Annotated in this window: 23 protein-coding genes and 3 pseudogenes; 9 read left to right on the forward strand and 17 right to left on the reverse strand. The window is 42.6% G+C overall.

The genetic code is table 11. From position 1 onward, the window contains the following. Window positions 1–211 precede the first annotated feature (211 nt). Entirely contained in the window at window positions 212–691 is a 480-nt protein-coding gene (locus tag V9W66_RS00845; protein WP_144095691.1) for a helix-turn-helix domain-containing protein, read from the forward strand. A 49-nt stretch (window positions 692–740) separates the two neighbouring features. Here V9W66_RS00845 and V9W66_RS00850 read toward each other — a convergent pair whose 3' ends face one another. The 14 genes and pseudogenes from V9W66_RS00850 to V9W66_RS00915 all read right to left on the reverse strand — a co-directional run bounded on the left by V9W66_RS00850 (window position 741) and on the right by V9W66_RS00915 (window position 11,399). Further along, window positions 741–2,549 (reverse strand): Na/Pi cotransporter family protein, encoded by a 1,809-nt coding sequence (locus V9W66_RS00850; protein ID WP_144095689.1) that lies wholly within the window; start codon window positions 2,547–2,549, stop codon window positions 741–743. A gap of 270 nt (window positions 2,550–2,819) precedes the next feature. Continuing rightward, on the reverse strand, window positions 2,820–3,116 hold the full coding sequence (locus V9W66_RS00855; protein WP_118514568.1) for a hypothetical protein: 297 nt from the start codon (window positions 3,114–3,116) through the stop codon (window positions 2,820–2,822). Between the two features lie 25 nt (window positions 3,117–3,141). Next, window positions 3,142–4,251, reverse strand: a complete 1,110-nt coding sequence (locus tag V9W66_RS00860; RefSeq protein ID WP_144095687.1) for a hypothetical protein — start codon at window positions 4,249–4,251, stop codon at window positions 3,142–3,144. 34 nt (window positions 4,252–4,285) lie between these two features. After that, window positions 4,286–5,395: an LCP family glycopolymer transferase gene (locus V9W66_RS00865; RefSeq protein WP_144095685.1), complete on the reverse strand. Its 1,110-nt coding sequence runs from the start codon at window positions 5,393–5,395 to the stop codon at window positions 4,286–4,288. Continuing rightward, on the reverse strand, window positions 5,307–6,104 hold the full coding sequence (locus V9W66_RS00870) for a CpsD/CapB family tyrosine-protein kinase (protein WP_144095683.1): 798 nt from the start codon (window positions 6,102–6,104) through the stop codon (window positions 5,307–5,309). The genes V9W66_RS00865 and V9W66_RS00870 overlap by 89 nt, the downstream gene beginning before the upstream one ends. A 3-nt stretch (window positions 6,105–6,107) precedes the next feature. Further along, a complete protein-coding gene (locus V9W66_RS00875; RefSeq protein WP_144095681.1) occupies window positions 6,108–6,854 on the reverse strand; it encodes a YveK family protein in 747 nt (248 codons plus the stop codon). 139 nt (window positions 6,855–6,993) lie between these two features. Next, window positions 6,994–7,371, reverse strand: a complete 378-nt coding sequence (locus V9W66_RS00880) for a hypothetical protein (RefSeq protein ID WP_144095679.1) — start codon at window positions 7,369–7,371, stop codon at window positions 6,994–6,996. Window positions 7,372–7,641: 270 nt separating this feature from the next. Beyond that, a complete protein-coding gene (locus tag V9W66_RS00885; protein ID WP_330575439.1) occupies window positions 7,642–7,851 on the reverse strand; it encodes a hypothetical protein in 210 nt (69 codons plus the stop codon). A 25-nt stretch (window positions 7,852–7,876) separates the two neighbouring features. Further along, a pseudogene (locus V9W66_RS00890) lies at window positions 7,877–8,476 on the reverse strand (5'-nucleotidase C-terminal domain-containing protein); the annotation flags it as partial. A gap of 244 nt (window positions 8,477–8,720) precedes the next feature. Further along, on the reverse strand, window positions 8,721–8,945 hold the full coding sequence (locus V9W66_RS00895) for a hypothetical protein (RefSeq protein ID WP_144095677.1): 225 nt from the start codon (window positions 8,943–8,945) through the stop codon (window positions 8,721–8,723). A gap of 4 nt (window positions 8,946–8,949) precedes the next feature. Next, the gene (locus V9W66_RS00900; protein WP_144095673.1) at window positions 8,950–9,201 is read right to left on the reverse strand and encodes a type II toxin-antitoxin system RelE family toxin; all 252 of its coding nucleotides are present in this window, start codon (window positions 9,199–9,201) and stop codon (window positions 8,950–8,952) included. 489 nt (window positions 9,202–9,690) lie between these two features. Beyond that, window positions 9,691–10,530: a nucleotidyl transferase AbiEii/AbiGii toxin family protein gene (locus V9W66_RS00905; RefSeq protein ID WP_144095671.1), complete on the reverse strand. Its 840-nt coding sequence runs from the start codon at window positions 10,528–10,530 to the stop codon at window positions 9,691–9,693. 1 nt (window position 10,531) lies between these two features. Beyond that, entirely contained in the window at window positions 10,532–11,116 is a 585-nt protein-coding gene (locus V9W66_RS00910; RefSeq protein ID WP_144095669.1) for a type IV toxin-antitoxin system AbiEi family antitoxin domain-containing protein, read from the reverse strand. A 118-nt stretch (window positions 11,117–11,234) separates the two neighbouring features. Further along, complete coding sequence (locus tag V9W66_RS00915) at window positions 11,235–11,399, reverse strand: hypothetical protein (RefSeq protein WP_173769484.1); 165 nt, start codon at window positions 11,397–11,399, stop codon at window positions 11,235–11,237. A gap of 80 nt (window positions 11,400–11,479) precedes the next feature. Here V9W66_RS00915 and V9W66_RS00920 point away from each other — a divergent pair. The 3 genes and pseudogenes from V9W66_RS00920 to V9W66_RS00930 form a co-directional block, all read left to right on the forward strand. Then, window positions 11,480–11,614: pseudogene (locus V9W66_RS00920) on the forward strand (HK97 gp10 family phage protein); the annotation flags it as partial. A 9-nt stretch (window positions 11,615–11,623) separates the two neighbouring features. Further along, window positions 11,624–11,941, forward strand: coding sequence for a hypothetical protein (locus V9W66_RS00925; protein WP_144095667.1), 318 nt, complete (start codon window positions 11,624–11,626; stop codon window positions 11,939–11,941). A gap of 24 nt (window positions 11,942–11,965) precedes the next feature. Beyond that, window positions 11,966–12,532, forward strand: coding sequence for a major tail protein (locus V9W66_RS00930; RefSeq protein WP_144095665.1), 567 nt, complete (start codon window positions 11,966–11,968; stop codon window positions 12,530–12,532). A 145-nt stretch (window positions 12,533–12,677) separates the two neighbouring features. On the opposite strand, the gene V9W66_RS00935 is transcribed toward V9W66_RS00930, so the two are convergent. The 3 genes from V9W66_RS00935 to V9W66_RS00945 form a co-directional block, all read right to left on the reverse strand. Beyond that, complete coding sequence (locus V9W66_RS00935; RefSeq protein ID WP_144095663.1) at window positions 12,678–12,962, reverse strand: hypothetical protein; 285 nt, start codon at window positions 12,960–12,962, stop codon at window positions 12,678–12,680. Window positions 12,963–13,097: 135 nt separating this feature from the next. Beyond that, window positions 13,098–13,304: a hypothetical protein gene (locus tag V9W66_RS00940; RefSeq protein WP_144095661.1), complete on the reverse strand. Its 207-nt coding sequence runs from the start codon at window positions 13,302–13,304 to the stop codon at window positions 13,098–13,100. Between the two features lie 127 nt (window positions 13,305–13,431). After that, complete coding sequence (locus V9W66_RS00945; protein WP_144095659.1) at window positions 13,432–13,623, reverse strand: DUF6900 domain-containing protein; 192 nt, start codon at window positions 13,621–13,623, stop codon at window positions 13,432–13,434. 189 nt (window positions 13,624–13,812) lie between these two features. Here V9W66_RS00945 and tnpA point away from each other — a divergent pair, with 189 nt between their 5' ends. The 5 genes and pseudogenes from tnpA (at window position 13,813) to V9W66_RS00970 (ending at window position 17,341) form a co-directional block, all read left to right on the forward strand. Further along, a complete protein-coding gene (gene tnpA / locus V9W66_RS00950) occupies window positions 13,813–14,208 on the forward strand; it encodes an IS66 family insertion sequence element accessory protein TnpA (RefSeq protein WP_118516239.1) in 396 nt (131 codons plus the stop codon). Then, window positions 14,198–14,566: an IS66 family insertion sequence element accessory protein TnpB gene (gene tnpB, locus V9W66_RS00955; protein WP_195280333.1), complete on the forward strand. Its 369-nt coding sequence runs from the start codon at window positions 14,198–14,200 to the stop codon at window positions 14,564–14,566. Before tnpA ends, tnpB begins: the two co-directional genes overlap by 11 nt. Before the next feature lie 279 nt (window positions 14,567–14,845). Next, entirely contained in the window at window positions 14,846–16,489 is a 1,644-nt protein-coding gene (tnpC, locus tag V9W66_RS00960; protein ID WP_439362804.1) for an IS66 family transposase, read from the forward strand. A gap of 63 nt (window positions 16,490–16,552) precedes the next feature. Continuing rightward, window positions 16,553–17,137, forward strand: a pseudogene (locus tag V9W66_RS00965) (IS66 family transposase); the annotation flags it as partial. Next, window positions 17,123–17,341: a transposase domain-containing protein gene (locus tag V9W66_RS00970; protein ID WP_279231863.1), complete on the forward strand. Its 219-nt coding sequence runs from the start codon at window positions 17,123–17,125 to the stop codon at window positions 17,339–17,341. The pseudogene V9W66_RS00965 and the gene V9W66_RS00970, both read left to right, overlap by 15 nt. Window positions 17,342–17,612 lie beyond the last annotated feature (271 nt).

The raw sequence follows: 17,612 nt of genomic DNA on the forward strand, positions 1-17,612 counted from the left end.
TCTCCTGTTCTGTCTTCTTGTTTTCATCCTGCTATTGTAACAGAATCTCTTTGCAAAAGAAAGCCAGGTGTTATATGTTTCCACCTGGCTTGACATATTTTGTTCTTTGAACTATAATCATATCAGTACAACGAGGTACCTCTTAAAGGTATCTCGTTTTTTTTTGTTATATATAGTTTATTTAAGAATATTACCCAAGGAGGAATCTATTATGACACCAATGAATAACGCCGATTACCTTACCCGACTGGAACATGCTGACGAACTGGAAGCTTTAAAAGCAGCAAAAAAAGCTTCCGGCCTGACTTACGAACAACTCGCTGAACTCATAGGAGTCAATAAAGTATGGCTCGCTTCTGTATTTGAAGGGCAGCAATATGTGCCAGAAGAATATACTGTAAAACTTGCAGAAGCCCTTAAGATCAGTCCTTCTGCTACAGCATTTCTCAATAGTCATCCTTATAAAGGAAATACAGATCCTATCCTTTACAGACTTCACGAAGTCATCGATACCTACGGTCCTGCTATCAAAGACATCATTCACGAACAGGGCGGAAACGCAATCATGAGCGCAATCGATTTCGGACTGGATGTAGATGTAACCGAAGATGCAGAAGGAAATCATCGTGTCATCATCAAATTCGATGGTAAACTTCTACCTTATGCCAAAAAGGGAAAATACCCATGGTAGAAATAAAAAAGAAGAGGCTGTCAATAATCAGCCCCTTCTTTTTCATTTCTTATTCTACTTCTTCCGGCTCCATGCTGAGCATATGGCCTTCCTGGTTTCCAATATCATATTTCTGTCCGTATTCCCTGAAATACTGGTAGTAGTCCGCACTGTTTGTGGGATAGATCTTGGAATCGTGAATATGAAGATCAGATCCTGTCTCTCCGCTCTTCATAAGTGCCACCATAGCACTTGCACAGTGAGTTGCGATACGACAGAAACTGTTGAGGATATCACTAAATACCGTTCCCTCTTCCAGTCCGCATTTGCCCTGGCTCAGTCGCTCTGCATGACGCATCTTCAGTACATCACAAAGTCCTGTGATCACAGCTCCGAGAGGTGCTACTCTCTGTGCCATTTCTTTATCGTCTTTCATGAAAGCATTGCAGGTTATATTGATATCCTCACGAACTGCCTCCATAACAACATTCAGCTCATCCCAGGCTTCCTGTGAAAAATTCGTATGGTTATCATGCATTTCATTGGACATATGAGCAATATAAGAAGCATGATCACCGATACGCTCAAAGTCATTGATCGTATGCAGATACAGGGAAGCCTGTCTTGTCTGTGCAGTATTCATCTCACGCTTTGTAAGCTGGATCAGATACTCGCCAAGACGGCTCTCATATTTATCGATCAGATCTTCCTTACGCTGAACCTTATCATATTTATCCTGCTGATAATCATTCAGAAGATTCATCGCCCTGTTGACATTTTTGCGAAGCTTCTTGGACATACCGTTCATCACACGGTGACACTGCGCGATCGCAAGAGCAGGATAATTAAGAAGACGCTCCTCAAGAAGATCAAAATCAGCCTCATCCTCCAGATCTTCCTGGTTATCTTTAACAAGCCAGCATACCAGCTTCTCGACCTTCGGGATAAACGGAAACAGCACAATAACCGTAGCCACACGGAATACTGTATTTAAGAGAGCAATCGCTACCGGTGTCATGGTCATATCCATAAATGTAAAATGTACGATCGCATTAGCTGTATAAAAGACTACGGACCACAGAATCAATCCGAAAAGGTCATTGATCAGATATACAAGTGCTGTTCTTTTACCATTCTTATTAGCTCCGACCGCTGAGATCAGAACCGGACATGCAGCACCAACACCAATACCAAGAACAATCGGAAATGCACTGGCAAATGTCAGGATTCCTGTTACAGAAAGCGCCTGCAGCACACCGACTGTCGCAGAAGCACTCTGAAGTACAGCTGTAAAAGCAATACCAACAAGAATACCGGCGATCGGGTTGGAAAACATCGTAAGCATCTTGATAAATACAGGACTCTCACGCAGCGGAGAAACCGCACCGCTCATCATCTGCATTCCGGTCATCAGAATGGCAAAACCAAGCATGATATTTCCAATATTCTTATGTAAGGTTCGCTTACAGAACATGCGGAAAATAATACCAACTACAGCCACAACAGCTGAGATTGTTGCTGTGGAAAGAATACTTGCGATTCCATTGGATCCTTCAATATAAGAAAGACATAAGATCCAGCCTGTGATACTGGTTCCGATATTGGCTCCCATGATAATACCGATCGCCTGTTTCAGCTTCATCATACCGGAGTTTACGAAACCAATCACCATAACCGTCGTCGCAGAAGACGACTGGATCACACTGGTAACACCAGTACCAAGTGCGACACCCTTCAGCGGAGTATTGGTCATCTTATAAAGAAATGCTTCCAGCTTATTCCCTGCTGCCAGCTTCAGACCATCGCCCATTAGGGACATACCAAATAGAAATAATGATACTCCACACAACAAAGATAAGATCATTGAAAAAATTGCCATAATTTTCTCCTTTGTCATACTCGCTTCCTGTCATAATCTGTCAGGAGCCATGTTATCCTGAAAATGCAACTTTACATTTCCTTAATCTGGATTTTTCTTATTTTTAACATTTTCCCATTTATTATGCCACATCAATTTCCATATTACAACAAAATATTATTACAGAAATAAAAAAAATTCCAAAGACTGATTTATATATTCCAGACAAAAAGCAGTTTTGCAATACCTTGTTCAAAGTACTGCAAAACTGCCTTCATTTACATCTTATTCTCACTTTTCTGAATCTGATCCAGAATCTGCTGAATCAGTATTTGAAGACTTATCACTGGAAGAGGTCGTATCTTTTCCAGCTGCATTATCCGGCGCATCAGTCGGTATTGTTATGCTGATATCTCCAAGATCTTCTTCTGTTTCATTCTTGGAAAGTTCTTCTTTATATGCATCACGTTCTGCCTGCTGTGAACGATTATGCTTTACAATGAACACAAGGCAGACCACAATGGCAATTACTATGACATAGTAACCAAAGGTCGAAAAAAAGCTTCTTCTGTGTCTGTGATTTGACATCTAATATCCCATCCTTTAGTTTCTGTTATTCTGCTTTGGAAGCAAGTGCAACAGGTCCAAGGCCATTAAATGTACCTTTGATTACAAGAACAGGCCTGTCAGATCCTTCAACTTTCTCAAAGCCAAACTTGAGCCCTGTAGATACAGATGCTTCACCGCTTACTGCGTTCAGCTGTGCAAGTACATAATCTGGCGCTTCAAATTCTTCTACATTAAGAAGATCCTCATCCGATGTATTCTCATCAATACCTGCACTCTTCAGAAGTGCTTTATAATCTACCTGTTCAAGATCCATCTGAACAGTACCTTCAAACTGGCACTCTGCATTTGTAAAATACTCATCACCAAGTTTCATGGCAACTTCTGCCAGACTTCCGCATGTTTTATACTGAGAAATGTCTACATCCTCACCATTCTGATCTTTAACAGTTGTACCTTCAACACCGGCGGCTGCAAAAATGTCAGATACAGCAGTTCCCTCTTCTGCAGATTTAAACTGCTCAGCAGCTGCCTTAACCTTCTCATTTTCATACTTATCTGACTCTAAATTCTTTGATACAATCGGCGCTTTCTCAAGAATTATAACTGTACCAAGAGCAGTGAATGTTGCTGTAAGTTCGCCTGTTTCCGGATCAAGAGCATCAGGAGTAATATAATGAACTTTTCCATCAGCATCAGTAACCATGATCAGGATATTATCTTTGTCTTTGCCTTTCAGCGACTCAACTGTAAGAGTTGTTGTAATAGAACCAGTCAGCTCATACTTAAGTTTATCAGTTTCAGATATTGCAAGATTAAAAGCAGGTGTTGCAGGCTCATAGTAAACAGGAGAAGCAGTGCCTCCATTATCTGTTGGCACCGGTTTCGTTGTATCTACTCCAAGATCTACAAGAAGTTTTTCCAGTTTATTCTTCTCATTAGAGTTAGAAAATTCATCAATAGCTGCTTTCGCTGTTTCATTTTTAACAATACTGGTATCCAGATTCTCTACAACCAGTTTCTGGCTACCACTGAGACCTGTTGTATTTTTTGTTGTCTTCTCAACATACTGGCCGATACTTGGAGCTGCAAATACCGGAACAGACATGCTGACAGTCATTGCTGCAATCAGAGCCAATAACAATTTCCGTTTCATAATAATTCCTCCTCTTTTTTATACATAGGATTATTTATACTTTTTCATAAAAAAGCTGAATGATCAGCTTTTTTAATTCAGTTTCATCGGGATAAAACTCATCATGAATTTCTCCCTCCTTATCAGAACCTGAGAGCTGAATAATATCCTCATCCGAGAAATCAACTTTTCTGATCAGCTTGATAAATTTCAGATACTGATTTCTGGTGATATTCGTCTGAAGATAATCTTTCATGGAATCCAACGAATTCCATATATCCTCCAGCTTACTCTCGTCCAGAGATTTGATCTTATCAACATATGCAGACATATAGACTTTCTGACGTTCTATACGTCCCTCATTGCTGAACTCTGTGTCTGTATCTCGATGCTGAAGAAAATCACGGATATTACTGTCATCCAAAGTAACCTGATTTCCCTCGTAAAACTCCGGATACTGATCCGAAAGATCATTATTCGGAACAGTGACTGTCACACCATCTACAAGATTATTAATATACGGCATAGAATCCTGATTTGTTACAATATAACGGTTGACCGGAATCTCACCGAACAGAAGTGAAACCGCCTCGCATAAACTCTCACAGCTTACATCGCCACCATCTCCATATGTATAAGCATAGCCAAGATGTGTAGTGTATAATCCCTGATCATTTCCACTCATACTGTATCTTCGAATCTGTGTCATGGTATCTCTGTTTATGGAAACAATGGTCATTTTCTTTTTTTTCTCATCCATGACCACCAGATTAACGCTGTCTGCTCTTGCCTTATCACCATACTGTGATGTAGCTTCCATCTTTCCATCGGAATCAACACCGGCATACAGAATAGTCGTTATCCGGTTGTTATATTCATATTTCTCACCATTATATGTGATATTTCGAAATCCACTGCCTACATTGTGGGAATTACCTGCTGATATCTGCATAGCTTTCTGACTCTGCATTTCTTTATAAATAAAAATCCCTGCCACAGCTAATATGCAAACACATACCAGGATACTTACCACAACCTGATTCCTGCATGGTTTCCGTCTTCTTCCCTGATGATGCCTACTTCTTCTTTCCACGTTTTGCACTGCTTTCTGAATTACGTTTCTCGCCATAACCATATCCATAGTCATATCCGTAACCATAACCATAACGTCCTCTAGAAACCTGCGCCTTATTCAACACAGCTCCCAGAACCCGAATACCTGCATATTCCATCTGCCGTGCTGCCTTATCTGCCTGTGCCCGTTCTGTAAGCCCACTCTCAACAACAAGAACAGTTCCATCACAGTTTTTCGCAATCAGAAGTCCGTCAATTACAAGATTAAGCGGAGGTGTATCCACAATAATATAATCATAGACGCTTCTGGCAAATGCAATCAGTTCTTTAAACAGCGGACCCGAAACAAGAGCACTTGGGTTCGGAGCCACAGCTCCTGTAAACAAGATGTCCATCCAGGGATCATCTGTATGAAAGATAATCTTCTCTTTTGTAGCATTGCCGCAAAGGTACTCACTAAGTCCTACTTTTTCACCTGGAATATCGAACCTTATTAAAGTACTGGAATTACGGATATCCGCATCCAGATACAACACTCTTTTCTCCAGACTGGCCATGCTCTTCGCCAAACGAAATGCTATTGAAGATTTGCCCTCGTGAGCAAGAGCGCTGGTAATGGCAACAGTCTTAATATTGTTGCCACTGAGCTGTATGTTACCTCTGAGAATATTGACTGCTTCTTCCACAGCAAAAGGTACCTTGGGTATCTTCGGTTTAATAATCTCTTTCTGCTGTCCCATCGGTCTGTTCTCCCGAACCAGATCGTCGAACAGTTCTCTCATCCTGTCATCTGTATTCATTGCTTACTCTTTCTTCCCCTCGTAATAAGGAATTACAGAAAGCACCGGCATATGAAGGTTCTTTCTGATGTCATCCTCTGTTTTCAGTGTTGTATCTGTCAGGAATCTTACAATGATCAATCCGCCTGCAAGTACGATTCCAAACATTGCACCCATCATTACAGTCTTTCCAAGACCTTTGCTGACCTGCTCCACAGCCTGGGCTTCTGAATAATCAATTACAGTCGGTTCGCTGTTTCTGATCACCTGATAAATACGGTCGATTCCAATATTTAACAATGAATTCGCAATATCTCTGCACAATTCAATATCACCACAGGTTACCGTGATCGTAATAATATGGGAATCATCCGGATTTGTAATATTGACCAGTTCTCCAAGCTGTCTGTAATTCATATCCAGATCCAGATCTTTGATTACCTGCTTCAGAACATTACGGCTCTTTACAATTCTTGTATAATCAGCTGTCAGTTCCGAACTGACCTGAAGACCTGCCACTGATATTACAGACTCGTCACTTGTGATAAAAATGGATGCATCCGCCTGATAAGATGGCTTCACAAGAAAAGTATGATATAATCCTGCCAGCAACGCCCCGATGAGCATGGCCAGAAATATCATCTTCCATCTGCCAACCAAAACCCAGAATAATTCTTTCAGATCAATGACATCATTCGGATTCTGTGTCGGCTGGACCACGACATCTGATGACTTCTTATTATTCTGAAGGTTCTTCACTGCTTTTTCCATAACCTCTCTCCTCAAGTATTTTCTGACACAAAGGTAAATATAATCTTACGCTTTACCGTCATGAATTATTCAGGTCTTAGTATAGCACATATTTCACAATGCGTAAATGTAATTTTTGTCTACTTTCGCATAAAATCCGCTATTTTTGATACTTTTTCAACAAATCATCCGGGACATCTATCAACCCAAACTTATAAAATATTCCATACAGATAGGATACACCCCTGATATCTCCCAGCGCTTTGGGCCGGGACACCACGGGTTTGCCTTCCGTCTTTTCGAATGCTTTTAAAATGGAACTCCATGCCAGACTCTTGCTGTTTTTTCTGCGGTCGATCCATAGTTCTTTTGTTAATTCCCCGTTTCTTCCTCTTTTCAGCTGATAAGTAAACGGCAAACCGGAAATTGTCTCAAAATGATAATCCTGAAAAGCAATAATACATTCCCACAGATGTTCCGGATCCGGATTTCTCTGTAATGTAGCAAGTATTTCTTCTCTCTTCTCAGTTTCCGTCATTTCTTCTCATCCCCTTTATTCCACTTCTTAAACAGTATTAGCTTACATATATCCACCGGATTATCCTGAAACATATCTTTCAGTCGCAAGATATATAAATCTTATCACACTTTGTTATGGTTGTGAAGTCTTAACAAAACCCCTGAAAAAAGATGTCCGCAGACGGTTACTATTCAGAGGTTAGCTGGACAGTAACGCTGCCACAAATAAAAGCTGCCACTTTGCGATCTATCAACCGCTTAAGCGACAGCTTTCTGCACAGCCATATATTTATTTCGAATTTCTCTTTTCTTTTCTTACTCTGATCCTGCGGATCATCCTTCGGATCAGAAATACCACAAGCACAATGATCACAACAAAGATCAGACAAACACCTGCGATCATCGCTGAAAACTTATTCGGCTGCTTCACCAGATCAATGATATTTCTGCTGTCCTCCACAACCTTACGTCCATGTGTTGTCTCATAATATTCCGGCACATTGGCAATTCCGTCTCCATCTGTAAGAAGCGTCCACCTCTGCTGCCAGCTTTAGCTCCTTTCCGGTCAGATATGCACTGATCAGCGGATATCCGGCAACACCATCCTTTCCGATTCCCAGTGAGAAGGAATTAAAAACATCCTCTACTGTAATATCACCCTTTGTGTATGTATCCCTTACAGTTCCGCTTGGAACAACGGCTACATCAACCGGATCACCATCATAATACTCGGAATTCTCCACTGCATATATGTATGCATCGGACATGATATCACCAAGATTCAACTCTTCGTGCTTCGTGCCCATTTCTTCCAGACTGTTGAATTCAACATCATTTTCAGCAAGAACCTCTTCCCTTGTATAGCCGAAATCGGCAAGATAATTCTTATCCACCGTATCCATCAGGGCATCGATCTGTTCCTGTGTCGCCTGGTCCGGTTTTATCTTCTCAGAAACAGGGATCAGCGCATAGGATGTCAGCTCCCACCGTCCGTCCTGCTTCTGCGTCATGGAAAGTGATCCCAGATTGCTTCCGTATTCGCCACATGATACGATATATGTGTTCCCATGCTGAATTGCCTCTTTCAGCTCTGAGTGCGTGTGTCCACTGATGATCAGATCGATAAAACAACCTCCTCCTTTTTTCCAAAATATTTTATTTAACTGATTGCTTCGCTGATACTACTTTATAATCTTTTCACAGAACTTTTATCCCTGGTTTCGAGTACCTGTCCCCACTGTACCACTGTACTTCTAGAGATAGAGATCTGCACATGTTGGAGTACGCTCCTTTTTATGTCAAATCATAGAATTAGGAAGAACACTTTATCGAACATCTAGCTTAATGGCATTGCCACTGTTGATCTAATTATATTCCTAATTCTTTCATAACTCTATCTCTAGAAAGAGACGGCTCATATTCTGGATCTCCGGCGGCATATGCCTTCATTGCAGCAAGCTCTTCTTCATCTGGAACTACTTCCTCTGCATTACTAAGCGCAAATGCACTCTGAATTAAATTCCAGACTTTTTCTGCATCTTTTTCACTCATAATTGTAACCGCACCTAAAATTCGTTCTTTCACATTAGACATATAATCACACTCCTTTATAAATCTGCCCACGATTTCCAATGTCTATAATATCTATAATATCTATAATAATTCCATTCACATCAAATAATACTCTAAAAGTACCTACTCGAAGACGATATCCATTCACTCCTTGAAGCTTTTTTATATCTCCTTCAGCGGGGAGACGATCAATTGCAGCTACTATCCTTTTACGTGTAGGTATATCTTGTTTCTTTAAAAATTTTAATGCTTTTTTTGAATAGACTATTTGAAACACTGCGATCTCCCTTCTAACTCAACTATCTGACCTCTTTAAATCTTTGTCTCTATAATTATTACACATATTCTTTATTATGTCTATTCCTTACTCTATTTTTAAGTAAGTTATTATGATCCATTAAATCTTCCATTTTCCTGTAAAATAACGACTTTATCAATCTCCTGCTCTTTTCTCCTTATCTCAGGCCAGCAATTTTCTTTTTTAAATTAACTTTCTAAAGTATTTCATTATTTTTTTACTGACACCAATGAAGATGCCAGTTTATGTTTTGTTTATACATTCTTTAGAAATGTTTATTTTTTTCCAGTGCTTTGGAGAGCTTTGTGGTATCGCCGCCGATCTCAACGGTGATGCCCTGGATTCTGGATGCCATTTGAATAACCACCTCCTTTTGGGCATAAGAAAAGCCCATCTGCACAGGGCAGACAGGCTAAAAAATGGGTATAAAAATACCCCGTCAGATTTCTCCAACGGGGTTGCTACCGATTATTTAATTTTACTCCATAAGAGCATTGTGCTCTCCATAATATCCTCATAGCTGATATCAGCCGCATACGAATATTTCTTCTGGTAGGACTTCCAAAGTGTATGTAACTGTGCGTCATTACTGACGGCAGCCATAATTTTGGGTGCTTCCTCTTTCAGATTTTGGGTGCTTCTTTTCTTACAGGTTGCCTCAAATGCCTTTTTCAACACATCAGCATCGATGTCCTGCTCGTAAATAGAAAGCAGGGTCTTGATGTCATAGAAGTCTCTCATTCGGGTATTCAAAAGACCTCTTGCAAGGACCGTCTGAAGTTTTTCTGCCAGAATTGTTTCCAAATTATACGACCAAAGGCTGATGGAACGGTCATCCAAGAGCAATTTATAGTTGTACTCGATTGCTCTTGGCGTGATAACATCTCCTGTAGAAATATCAATTTTCATAGGTGTCACAAGTTTTCCCATCACGGCATTCATGGTAAAACGGATACCCGGATACTCCATCTCATCCATGATATTGGAAACTTCCTTAACCTCAAAGGTCACTCCATCGCCAAGGTCGATGTCCTTGATATCATCCACAATCCGTTTTGCATCTTCTGCCGACAGATTCTGATTTTTAATGCTCGTATCGATATCCATCGTGGACCGCAATGCTACGCCAACCATTGCTGTCACCAGCATTCCGCCTTTGATGATAAAATTATCTTTATACTGCGAATTGGCAACTCTCTCAAGAAAACGCTCCATCATGTAGATTCGCATGAGCGTTCTGGCATCTGCCTTGTTTTCCTTTGCCACATTCTTAATTCTTCCCTTAACCTGTTCAGGTGTCAGCTGCATTTTACAATAATACCCCCATATATCTGCGGATCACATTATCAACCCGAAACAACTTTGCATATTCCATAAGTCGATTCAGGTCCTTGTCTCTTCTGGAAACATATGTCTTCAGAACAGAATTGAAATCCTGTGCTTCAATACTGCTCCGGCTTCTCATCAGATCACAAATTGTTCGTTCCAGGTCATACATTGGAATCATATTCCCGTCATTGTCTTTCACAATAATCTTTCCGACATCCAGTAATTCCCGTTTTACCGTATATACTTTACAACTTCCATCCGCTGTAAGCCGGTGTGCATTGTAACCGCTGTATATGGTAAGTGTGTGGACAAACGGTTCTCTGTCTGTCAGACCATGATAATAAAAAGCCTCGTCATGTGAAAAAACAGCATTCGGGCATCTCTTATGAAGCACATACAACTCATCGACCCAATCCGCTCCCGTAGAATAAACACCACGGCTGACCGGCTCCAATCCGTTTTCTCGGACATATTTGTAAAACTTAAATTTTGAAATTCCAGATTTTCCCGCAATTCTCGGCGTAAGGTAATCATGATTTTGAACTAATCTTGTCATCTCATTCATAGAATCACCGTCCTTCCGTGCTTATATTGTAATCGAAATAAGCACGATAGTCAAGTAAAATCAAACGAGCGTGCTTATTTCATGTTTAATATATGCACGCTCGTCGAGTTTTATTCTGTCAAAATTTGTCAAAATCACTTTGCGAAGCCAGCTCTTTGTACGGATAGTCGTCGTTCTGCCGCTCCGTGAACATATCATTGACCAACCCGATGGTCAGCAGGTCGAGGTCGGCGATGCTGATACCGAGCTGTACACAGCGCAGCAGAAAGAGCGGGGTGGTCATTTCCCGCTCACTTTTGCGAGGTTTTTTCTGGATTCCACCTCGGTCTGCACATTCAGACCCCACAGTTCGATCAGCTGGGGCAGCTGGCACATTTGCTGGAAAAGGGACATGCCAAGCGCGGCGGCGGTCGTGTGGCAGGAAGACCCCATATTGCTCCGGCAGAACAGGCCGGTATCGAGCAGCTCCAGTCCCTCATCGAAAAGGCACTGAAATAGGAGAAACCAATGACCCACGAAGAAGTAAAAGCTCTGGTGGAGGAGATGGGACTTCCTTATGCGTATGACCATTTCGCAGAAGGGGAGAGCCCTGATCCACCGTTTATCTGCTTCCTGTATCCGAATGCCGAGAATTTCAGTGCAGATAACCTTGTGTATCACCATTTCAACCGGCTGGACATCGAGGTCTACACCGACTACAAAGACCCGGATATGGAAGCAAGCATTGAAGAAGTCCTGACCTCACATGAACTCTATTATGAGAAAAGTGAGGTCTGGATCGAAACCGAAAAGATGTATGAAGTCCTGTATGAGCTGACCGTATAAGCAGGGCGATAGGAGGAATAATCTATGTCGAAGCAAAGCAATAAGGTCAAATTTGGCCTGAAAAACTGCCATTACGCCAAGGCAACCTTTGACGAAGATGGCAGTGTCACCTATGCAAAGCCGGTCCGCATCCCCGGTGCCGTCAGTCTTTCTATGGATGCCAATGGCGAGATTGAACCGTTCTATGCGGACAACATCGCCTACTATGTCGTGAATAACAACTCCGGCTACGAGGGTGATCTGGAGATCGCGCTGATCCCGGAGAGCTTCCTCACGGACATCATGCACGAGGAGCTGGATGGCAACGGCGTGCTTGCGGAGAACGCCAATGTGGAACTGGAGCATTTCGCCTTCTTGTTCGAGTTCGATGGTGACCAGCGCCATATCCGCCATGTGCTGTACAACTGTGTGGCAAGCCGTCCGTCCATCGAGGGTGAGGGTCATGTCCTGCTTGAAGGCGTTCTCGATGCCGATCAGTTTCTTCTCGGTGTCGGCTTCCTGAATGTTCTTGAGGTAGGTTTTTGCTTTGTTCGTCATGGTCTGTATCCTCCGTGTGTTTTGTTTTCCGTAGGGCTTTTCCCTTCGTTGTGACTGTATATTACCGTCACCGCCCGGACATAGCAAGCGGCTATGCTGCACGATCATACGCACCTCTTTTTGTCGGATTTATGTGTATTTACACGCCGGAGAAATCCGCCACTACGAGCAAAAGCCCCCGAAGGAGCTCTGCCCTTTTTCAGTGTGCGTTCTTGATGCACCACTCGATTGCGTGACCGGCATCCGTGTAGGTCTCATCGGAAATCTTCAGAAGCTCCAGTCGGCACTCAATCGGTGACCTGCCTTCCTCTGGGTCTTCCACAAATCCGTATACCGCTCCCTCCAGCATGCCGTTCCAGTTCATCTGGGCAACCAAAACCCGATCACCGAACTGCATGATGCTGTCGTAGCAAGGTCTGAGTCGGTCGTAGAAACTCTCAATGCTGATGTTGTTTTCTGGAAAGTCGATCAAATGCTTTTTCATGGTGAATTCCTCCGTGTTTTCGTTTTTCCCTTGGGGCTTTCCCCTTTCGATATGTGCATATTACCGTCAGGTGCAAAGGATAGCAAGCGGCTAAAGTACACGATCTTCTGCCCGGAATACCAGGCAGAATGTACGTCACTTTGCGTCCTGCTCCATGAGTTCCACAATGGTATCGTAGAAGAACTGCGGGTCATATGCCAGCGGTTCCCGTCCGGCTTCCTTATCCATCCTGATCTGGTCTTCCACCATATCCTCGGCATCCCCCAGTGTGAAGGCATCCTTATCGCGGTCATCCATGTGGTTGTAGATTTCCACGATGGTATCCATCATCCGTTCTTCCATGTGCTTTTCCTTCCTGGCGCATCCACGCCGCCACATCTGCCCCTGTCTGGGGCGCTGTCGGTTCATTCGGATCATTTTGCCAGCCGTGGCACAAGCCCCTGTGTGGGGCTGTGTCGGGGCTGTCGGTTTATCTGCTCATCCGTCCCAGCAGGTAGGCTTCTTCCATTGCCTTCTGGATACCCCAGACCGGAACCTCAATGAAGTCCTCGCTGTCATTATCGCGGGCTTCCAGATCACCCCGGCTGTCTACCGCTGCCATCAGGTGCTTGGCGATCTCCAGCAGGGCTTTTTCTTCTTCCTTGGTGATGTTCTTCTTCATGGTGGTTTCCTCCGTTTTTCTTGGTTTTCCGTTTCGGTATGTGCATATTACCGTCTATATCGTAAACGGTAGAACCTAAGTACCTTTTCATACCTGTAAACTCGTGCCATAATTATATTCAACAAAATCAAATAGTCAAAAAAGTTTAGTACTCAACTTTTTTAACTTGCTATGATCAGGAGGAATGTTATGGCTATACAAACCAGCCTTGTGGCTCAGCAGGTCAGACTCCAACAGTGGGCAGAGCAGATCCGCAACTGCCAAAGTCGACCGAAGGGAATGGATGTTGAAACCTGGTGTGCCCAGAATAATCTTACAAAAGCAAACTATTACTACCGTCTTCGTCGTGTCCGTGAAGTATGTCTGGAGCAGGTACAGGGGACGGCTGCTACTGCTTTTGTAGAATTACCAGTTCCAACGACTGCTTCAACCGAACTTCCCAAAATTCCGCAAACCGTTACTTCCGATGATACAGCTCCTTTAATACGAATTAAAAATACTAAGGGACTTTCAGCAGAAATATTTTCTGGTGTGTCACCGGAAATGCTGCGTCATCTTATAGGGGCATTCAGCCATGTTGAATGATGCGGATGCTTCCGGTTTCAAAAAAGTATATCTTGCCATGGGATTCACAGATCTCAGGCGCGGGATTGATGGCCTGGCAACAATCGTGCGTTTTCAGTTCAAACTTGATCCATATGATAAAAATACATTATTTTTGTTTTGTGGAAGAAGATCTGACCGTATCAAAGCTTTACTATGGGAAGGAGATGGATTCCTTCTTATGTACAAAAGGCTTGATAATGGTGCGTTCCGATGGCCGCGCTCTGCAGATGAAGCAATGTCTATCACTAAAGACCAGTATCGTATGTTGATGCAGGGACTTGAGATTGTTGCCCGGTATCCAATTGAAGAGTTAAAAGAAACGCCAAGTATCATGTAGTTTGTGCAGAATGCTGAAAATAAAAAAGTCAAAAAGACATCTGAACAGAGGCTGTCCACTCAAACCTAAAGGTTGTCCACAAACAGGCAGACCAGGCAGGATGCATCAGCAAAGAGCTGGTTTGTCTGTTGTGGATAATACATCTGAAATGCTGTAAAACAACAGCTTTTCAGATGTATTATCCACCGTCATTATGCTGAAGAAGCTAATGACCGGAATTGGCGGTAATACAAAAAATCTGTTATAATCAGAACCAGTATAAAGACAGGAGTTCCGGTTATGGCATTTAAGTACACAGAAGAACAACTGAATAAACTTGACAAAGAATTGTTGATCCATCTATTCCTGGGAATGCAGGAACAGATGGAAGAACTGACAGGACAGACACAGTCATTAAATGATAAGATGCAGCTGATGATGGAACAACTGATCCTCTCCAAAAAGAACCGTTTCGGAAGATCCAGTGAAAAGATGTCCGATCCAGAACAGATTTGTTTTATGGAGGTTGATGGAACGATTGTGTTCTTTAATGAGGCAGAAGCTGTCTGTGACCTGGATGCACCAGAACCAGATGATCTGGAAGTGAAAATGCCAAAGAAGAAAAAACAGCCTGGAAAAAAAGCTGCCGACATAGCATCCCTTCCTGTCAACCGTATCGATCATTACATGAGCAAAGAGGAACTGACTGCTGAATTCGGTGAGAATGGATGGAAACAGCTTCCAGATGCAGTCTCAAGGTGCTATAAATTTGTTCCGGCCCGCGTCGAAATAGAAGAACATCATATCGGTGTGTATTCAAGCAAGCTTGATGAACATATGGTAAAGGCTCCTCATCCTCGGAATCTGCTTCGTGGAAGTCTTGTTTCACCGTCCCTCGCAGCAGCAATCATAAACGGTAAATATGTAAATGCGGTGCCGTTGTATCGTCTTGAAAAGGAATTCGAGCGGTATGGTCTTGCCATAACCAGACAGAACATGGCAAACTGGATGATCCGGCTGGGGGAAGAATATCTGGGAGTTTTGTATGACCATCTACATAAGCTTTTGTATGATTGTTACGTAATACAGGCCGATGAAACTCCGGTCCTCGTCAATAAAGACGGACGTTCTGCCGGAAGCAAGAGTTATATGTGGGTCTACCGGTCAGGGTTTATGTATCCGGAGCGTCAGATCGTCCTCTATGAATACCAGAAGACGCGTAATGCATCACATCCCAGAAATTTTTTAAAGGATTACACTGGGATCTGTGTTACGGATGGATACCAGGTATATCATACGCTTGAAAAAGAGCGTGAAGATCTGAGGATTGCCGGCTGCTGGGTTCACTGCAGACGTCGCTTCTATGACGCGTTAGAAGTCATCCCGAAAGCGCATCAGAAAGAATCTATCCTGCATCTGTTTATAAAACAGATACAAGCCATTTACCGGGAAGAAGGAAAACTAGCAGGTCTTTCATCAGAAGAAAGGCTTGCCCAGCGTCAGCTGGTGGTGAAACCACTAGTGGATGCTTTCTTTGCGTACCTAAAACAAAATGAGACTAAAGTTCCAAAAAGCGGAAAAACAAAGGAAGCTTTTACCTACGCTTTAAATCAGGAACGGTATCTTAGAGTGTTTCTGGACGATGGTGATGTTCCGATCGATAATAACGCCAGTGAACGTGCAATCCGAGGTTTCTGTATTGGAAAGAAGAACTGGGAGATTATTGATACGATCAACGGAGCAACAAGTTCAGCAATCATCTACAGTATCGCAGAAACAGCAAAAGCGAATGATCTGAAGCCTTATGCTTATTTTGAATATCTGCTGACAGAGATCCCAAAGCATGCAGAGGATAAAAGCACTGACTTTCTAACGGAACTTCTGCCATGGTCTGCGTCTTTGCCTGAACATATCCGGAAGCCTAAGAAAGCAGTTGAAAAATAATATGGCCGCTAAAAGCGGCCTGATATTTGTCAAGGTACTCAGGTTCTATCGTTTACGACTTACATGTGGGTCTACCGAAACCGGCCGCTGCGCGGGACTCATCCCATCGTCCTCTTTGACTGGCAGCCTTCCCGTCATTCTGACCATCCGCGGGAATTCCTGAAGACATTCTCCGGAACTGTGATCACGGATGGATATCAGGTCTACCATAAGCTTGCAAAAGAACGCCGTGATCTTAAAGTAGCAGGCTGCTGGATCCACGCCAGAAGACCTTTTGCAGAATTCATAAAGTCTGTCGGTCAGGACACTGCCAGAGGATCGATTGCCCAGGAAGCATATAGCATGATCACAGAGATCATGCACATCGATAATACTTTTGATGACCTCTCTGTTACAGAACGTAAAAAGCAGCGTCAGCTTGTTCTTTCATAAAAGGTGGATGCTTATTTCGCATGGGCAAAACAGAAGTACTCACAGGTAACTCATAACAGTACAATTGGAAAGGCTCTCGCTTACAGCATAAATCAGGAAGAATATCTTCGTGTGTTTTTATCTGATGGGAATGTCCCGATGGATAACAATTATGCAGAACAGGCAATCCGGCCTTTTACCATTGGCCGCAAGAACTTTGTAATGATCGAATCTTCCAATGGTGCAAAGGCAAGTGCGATCCTCTACAGTCTGGTTGAAACAGCAAAAGCAAACATGATAAATACTTTCGAATATTTCAATCTGCTGCTTACTGAGATTCCTCAGCACATGGATGACAAAGACCTCAGATTTATTGATGATCTCCTTCCATGGTCACCCAGAGTCCAGAAAGAATGCCCCAGTCGACACAAAAAGTCTTAATTTTTCAATGTGCCTATCTATTCTGTAAAATCTGCTCAATCCCCGCTAAAATGCGGGGATTTTTGATACCCAGTACTCATGTTTGAGGATTTACTGCTGTCCAGTACTCATGTTTGAGGATTTACTTTTCAAATTCCAATCCATCTATATCTTTCAGCAAAAAAATATTTCTTATTCCTAAATATTCAAATAAAAGTAAGTAGGTAATCATTCGTATACAAATTTACCATCAATCAGTATTCTTCTTACAAGTATCTCCAATAATTTTTCA

This window comes from Blautia massiliensis (ex Durand et al. 2017), from assembly GCF_051861785.1.
Lineage (GTDB): Bacteria > Bacillota > Clostridia > Lachnospirales > Lachnospiraceae > Blautia_A > Blautia_A luti_A.

What these genes read in the sequence shown, in the direction of transcription:
- V9W66_RS00845 (WP_144095691.1), top strand. Translation starts at nt 212, where the DNA reads ATGACACCAATGAATAACGCCGATTACCTTACCCGACTGGAACATGCT.
- V9W66_RS00850 (WP_144095689.1), bottom strand. Translation starts at nt 2,549, where the DNA reads ATGGCAATTTTTTCAATGATCTTATCTTTGTTGTGTGGAGTATCATTA.
- V9W66_RS00855 (WP_118514568.1), bottom strand. Translation starts at nt 3,116, where the DNA reads ATGTCAAATCACAGACACAGAAGAAGCTTTTTTTCGACCTTTGGTTAC.
- V9W66_RS00860 (WP_144095687.1), bottom strand. Translation starts at nt 4,251, where the DNA reads ATGAAACGGAAATTGTTATTGGCTCTGATTGCAGCAATGACTGTCAGC.
- V9W66_RS00865 (WP_144095685.1), bottom strand. Translation starts at nt 5,395, where the DNA reads ATGGTTATGGTTACGGATATGACTATGGATATGGTTATGGCGAGAAAC.
- V9W66_RS00870 (WP_144095683.1), bottom strand. Translation starts at nt 6,104, where the DNA reads ATGAATACAGATGACAGGATGAGAGAACTGTTCGACGATCTGGTTCGG.
- V9W66_RS00875 (WP_144095681.1), bottom strand. Translation starts at nt 6,854, where the DNA reads ATGGAAAAAGCAGTGAAGAACCTTCAGAATAATAAGAAGTCATCAGAT.
- V9W66_RS00880 (WP_144095679.1), bottom strand. Translation starts at nt 7,371, where the DNA reads ATGACGGAAACTGAGAAGAGAGAAGAAATACTTGCTACATTACAGAGA.
- V9W66_RS00895 (WP_144095677.1), bottom strand. Translation starts at nt 8,945, where the DNA reads ATGTCTAATGTGAAAGAACGAATTTTAGGTGCGGTTACAATTATGAGT.
- V9W66_RS00905 (WP_144095671.1), bottom strand. Translation starts at nt 10,530, where the DNA reads ATGCAGCTGACACCTGAACAGGTTAAGGGAAGAATTAAGAATGTGGCA.
- V9W66_RS00910 (WP_144095669.1), bottom strand. Translation starts at nt 11,116, where the DNA reads ATGAATGAGATGACAAGATTAGTTCAAAATCATGATTACCTTACGCCG.
- V9W66_RS00915 (WP_173769484.1), bottom strand. Translation starts at nt 11,399, where the DNA reads ATGACCACCCCGCTCTTTCTGCTGCGCTGTGTACAGCTCGGTATCAGC.
- V9W66_RS00925 (WP_144095667.1), top strand. Translation starts at nt 11,624, where the DNA reads ATGACCCACGAAGAAGTAAAAGCTCTGGTGGAGGAGATGGGACTTCCT.
- V9W66_RS00930 (WP_144095665.1), top strand. Translation starts at nt 11,966, where the DNA reads ATGTCGAAGCAAAGCAATAAGGTCAAATTTGGCCTGAAAAACTGCCAT.
- V9W66_RS00935 (WP_144095663.1), bottom strand. Translation starts at nt 12,962, where the DNA reads ATGAAAAAGCATTTGATCGACTTTCCAGAAAACAACATCAGCATTGAG.
- V9W66_RS00940 (WP_144095661.1), bottom strand. Translation starts at nt 13,304, where the DNA reads ATGGAAGAACGGATGATGGATACCATCGTGGAAATCTACAACCACATG.
- V9W66_RS00945 (WP_144095659.1), bottom strand. Translation starts at nt 13,623, where the DNA reads ATGAAGAAGAACATCACCAAGGAAGAAGAAAAAGCCCTGCTGGAGATC.
- tnpA (WP_118516239.1), top strand. Translation starts at nt 13,813, where the DNA reads ATGGCTATACAAACCAGCCTTGTGGCTCAGCAGGTCAGACTCCAACAG.
- tnpB (WP_195280333.1), top strand. Translation starts at nt 14,198, where the DNA reads ATGTTGAATGATGCGGATGCTTCCGGTTTCAAAAAAGTATATCTTGCC.
- tnpC (WP_439362804.1), top strand. Translation starts at nt 14,846, where the DNA reads ATGGCATTTAAGTACACAGAAGAACAACTGAATAAACTTGACAAAGAA.
- V9W66_RS00970 (WP_279231863.1), top strand. Translation starts at nt 17,123, where the DNA reads ATGATCGAATCTTCCAATGGTGCAAAGGCAAGTGCGATCCTCTACAGT.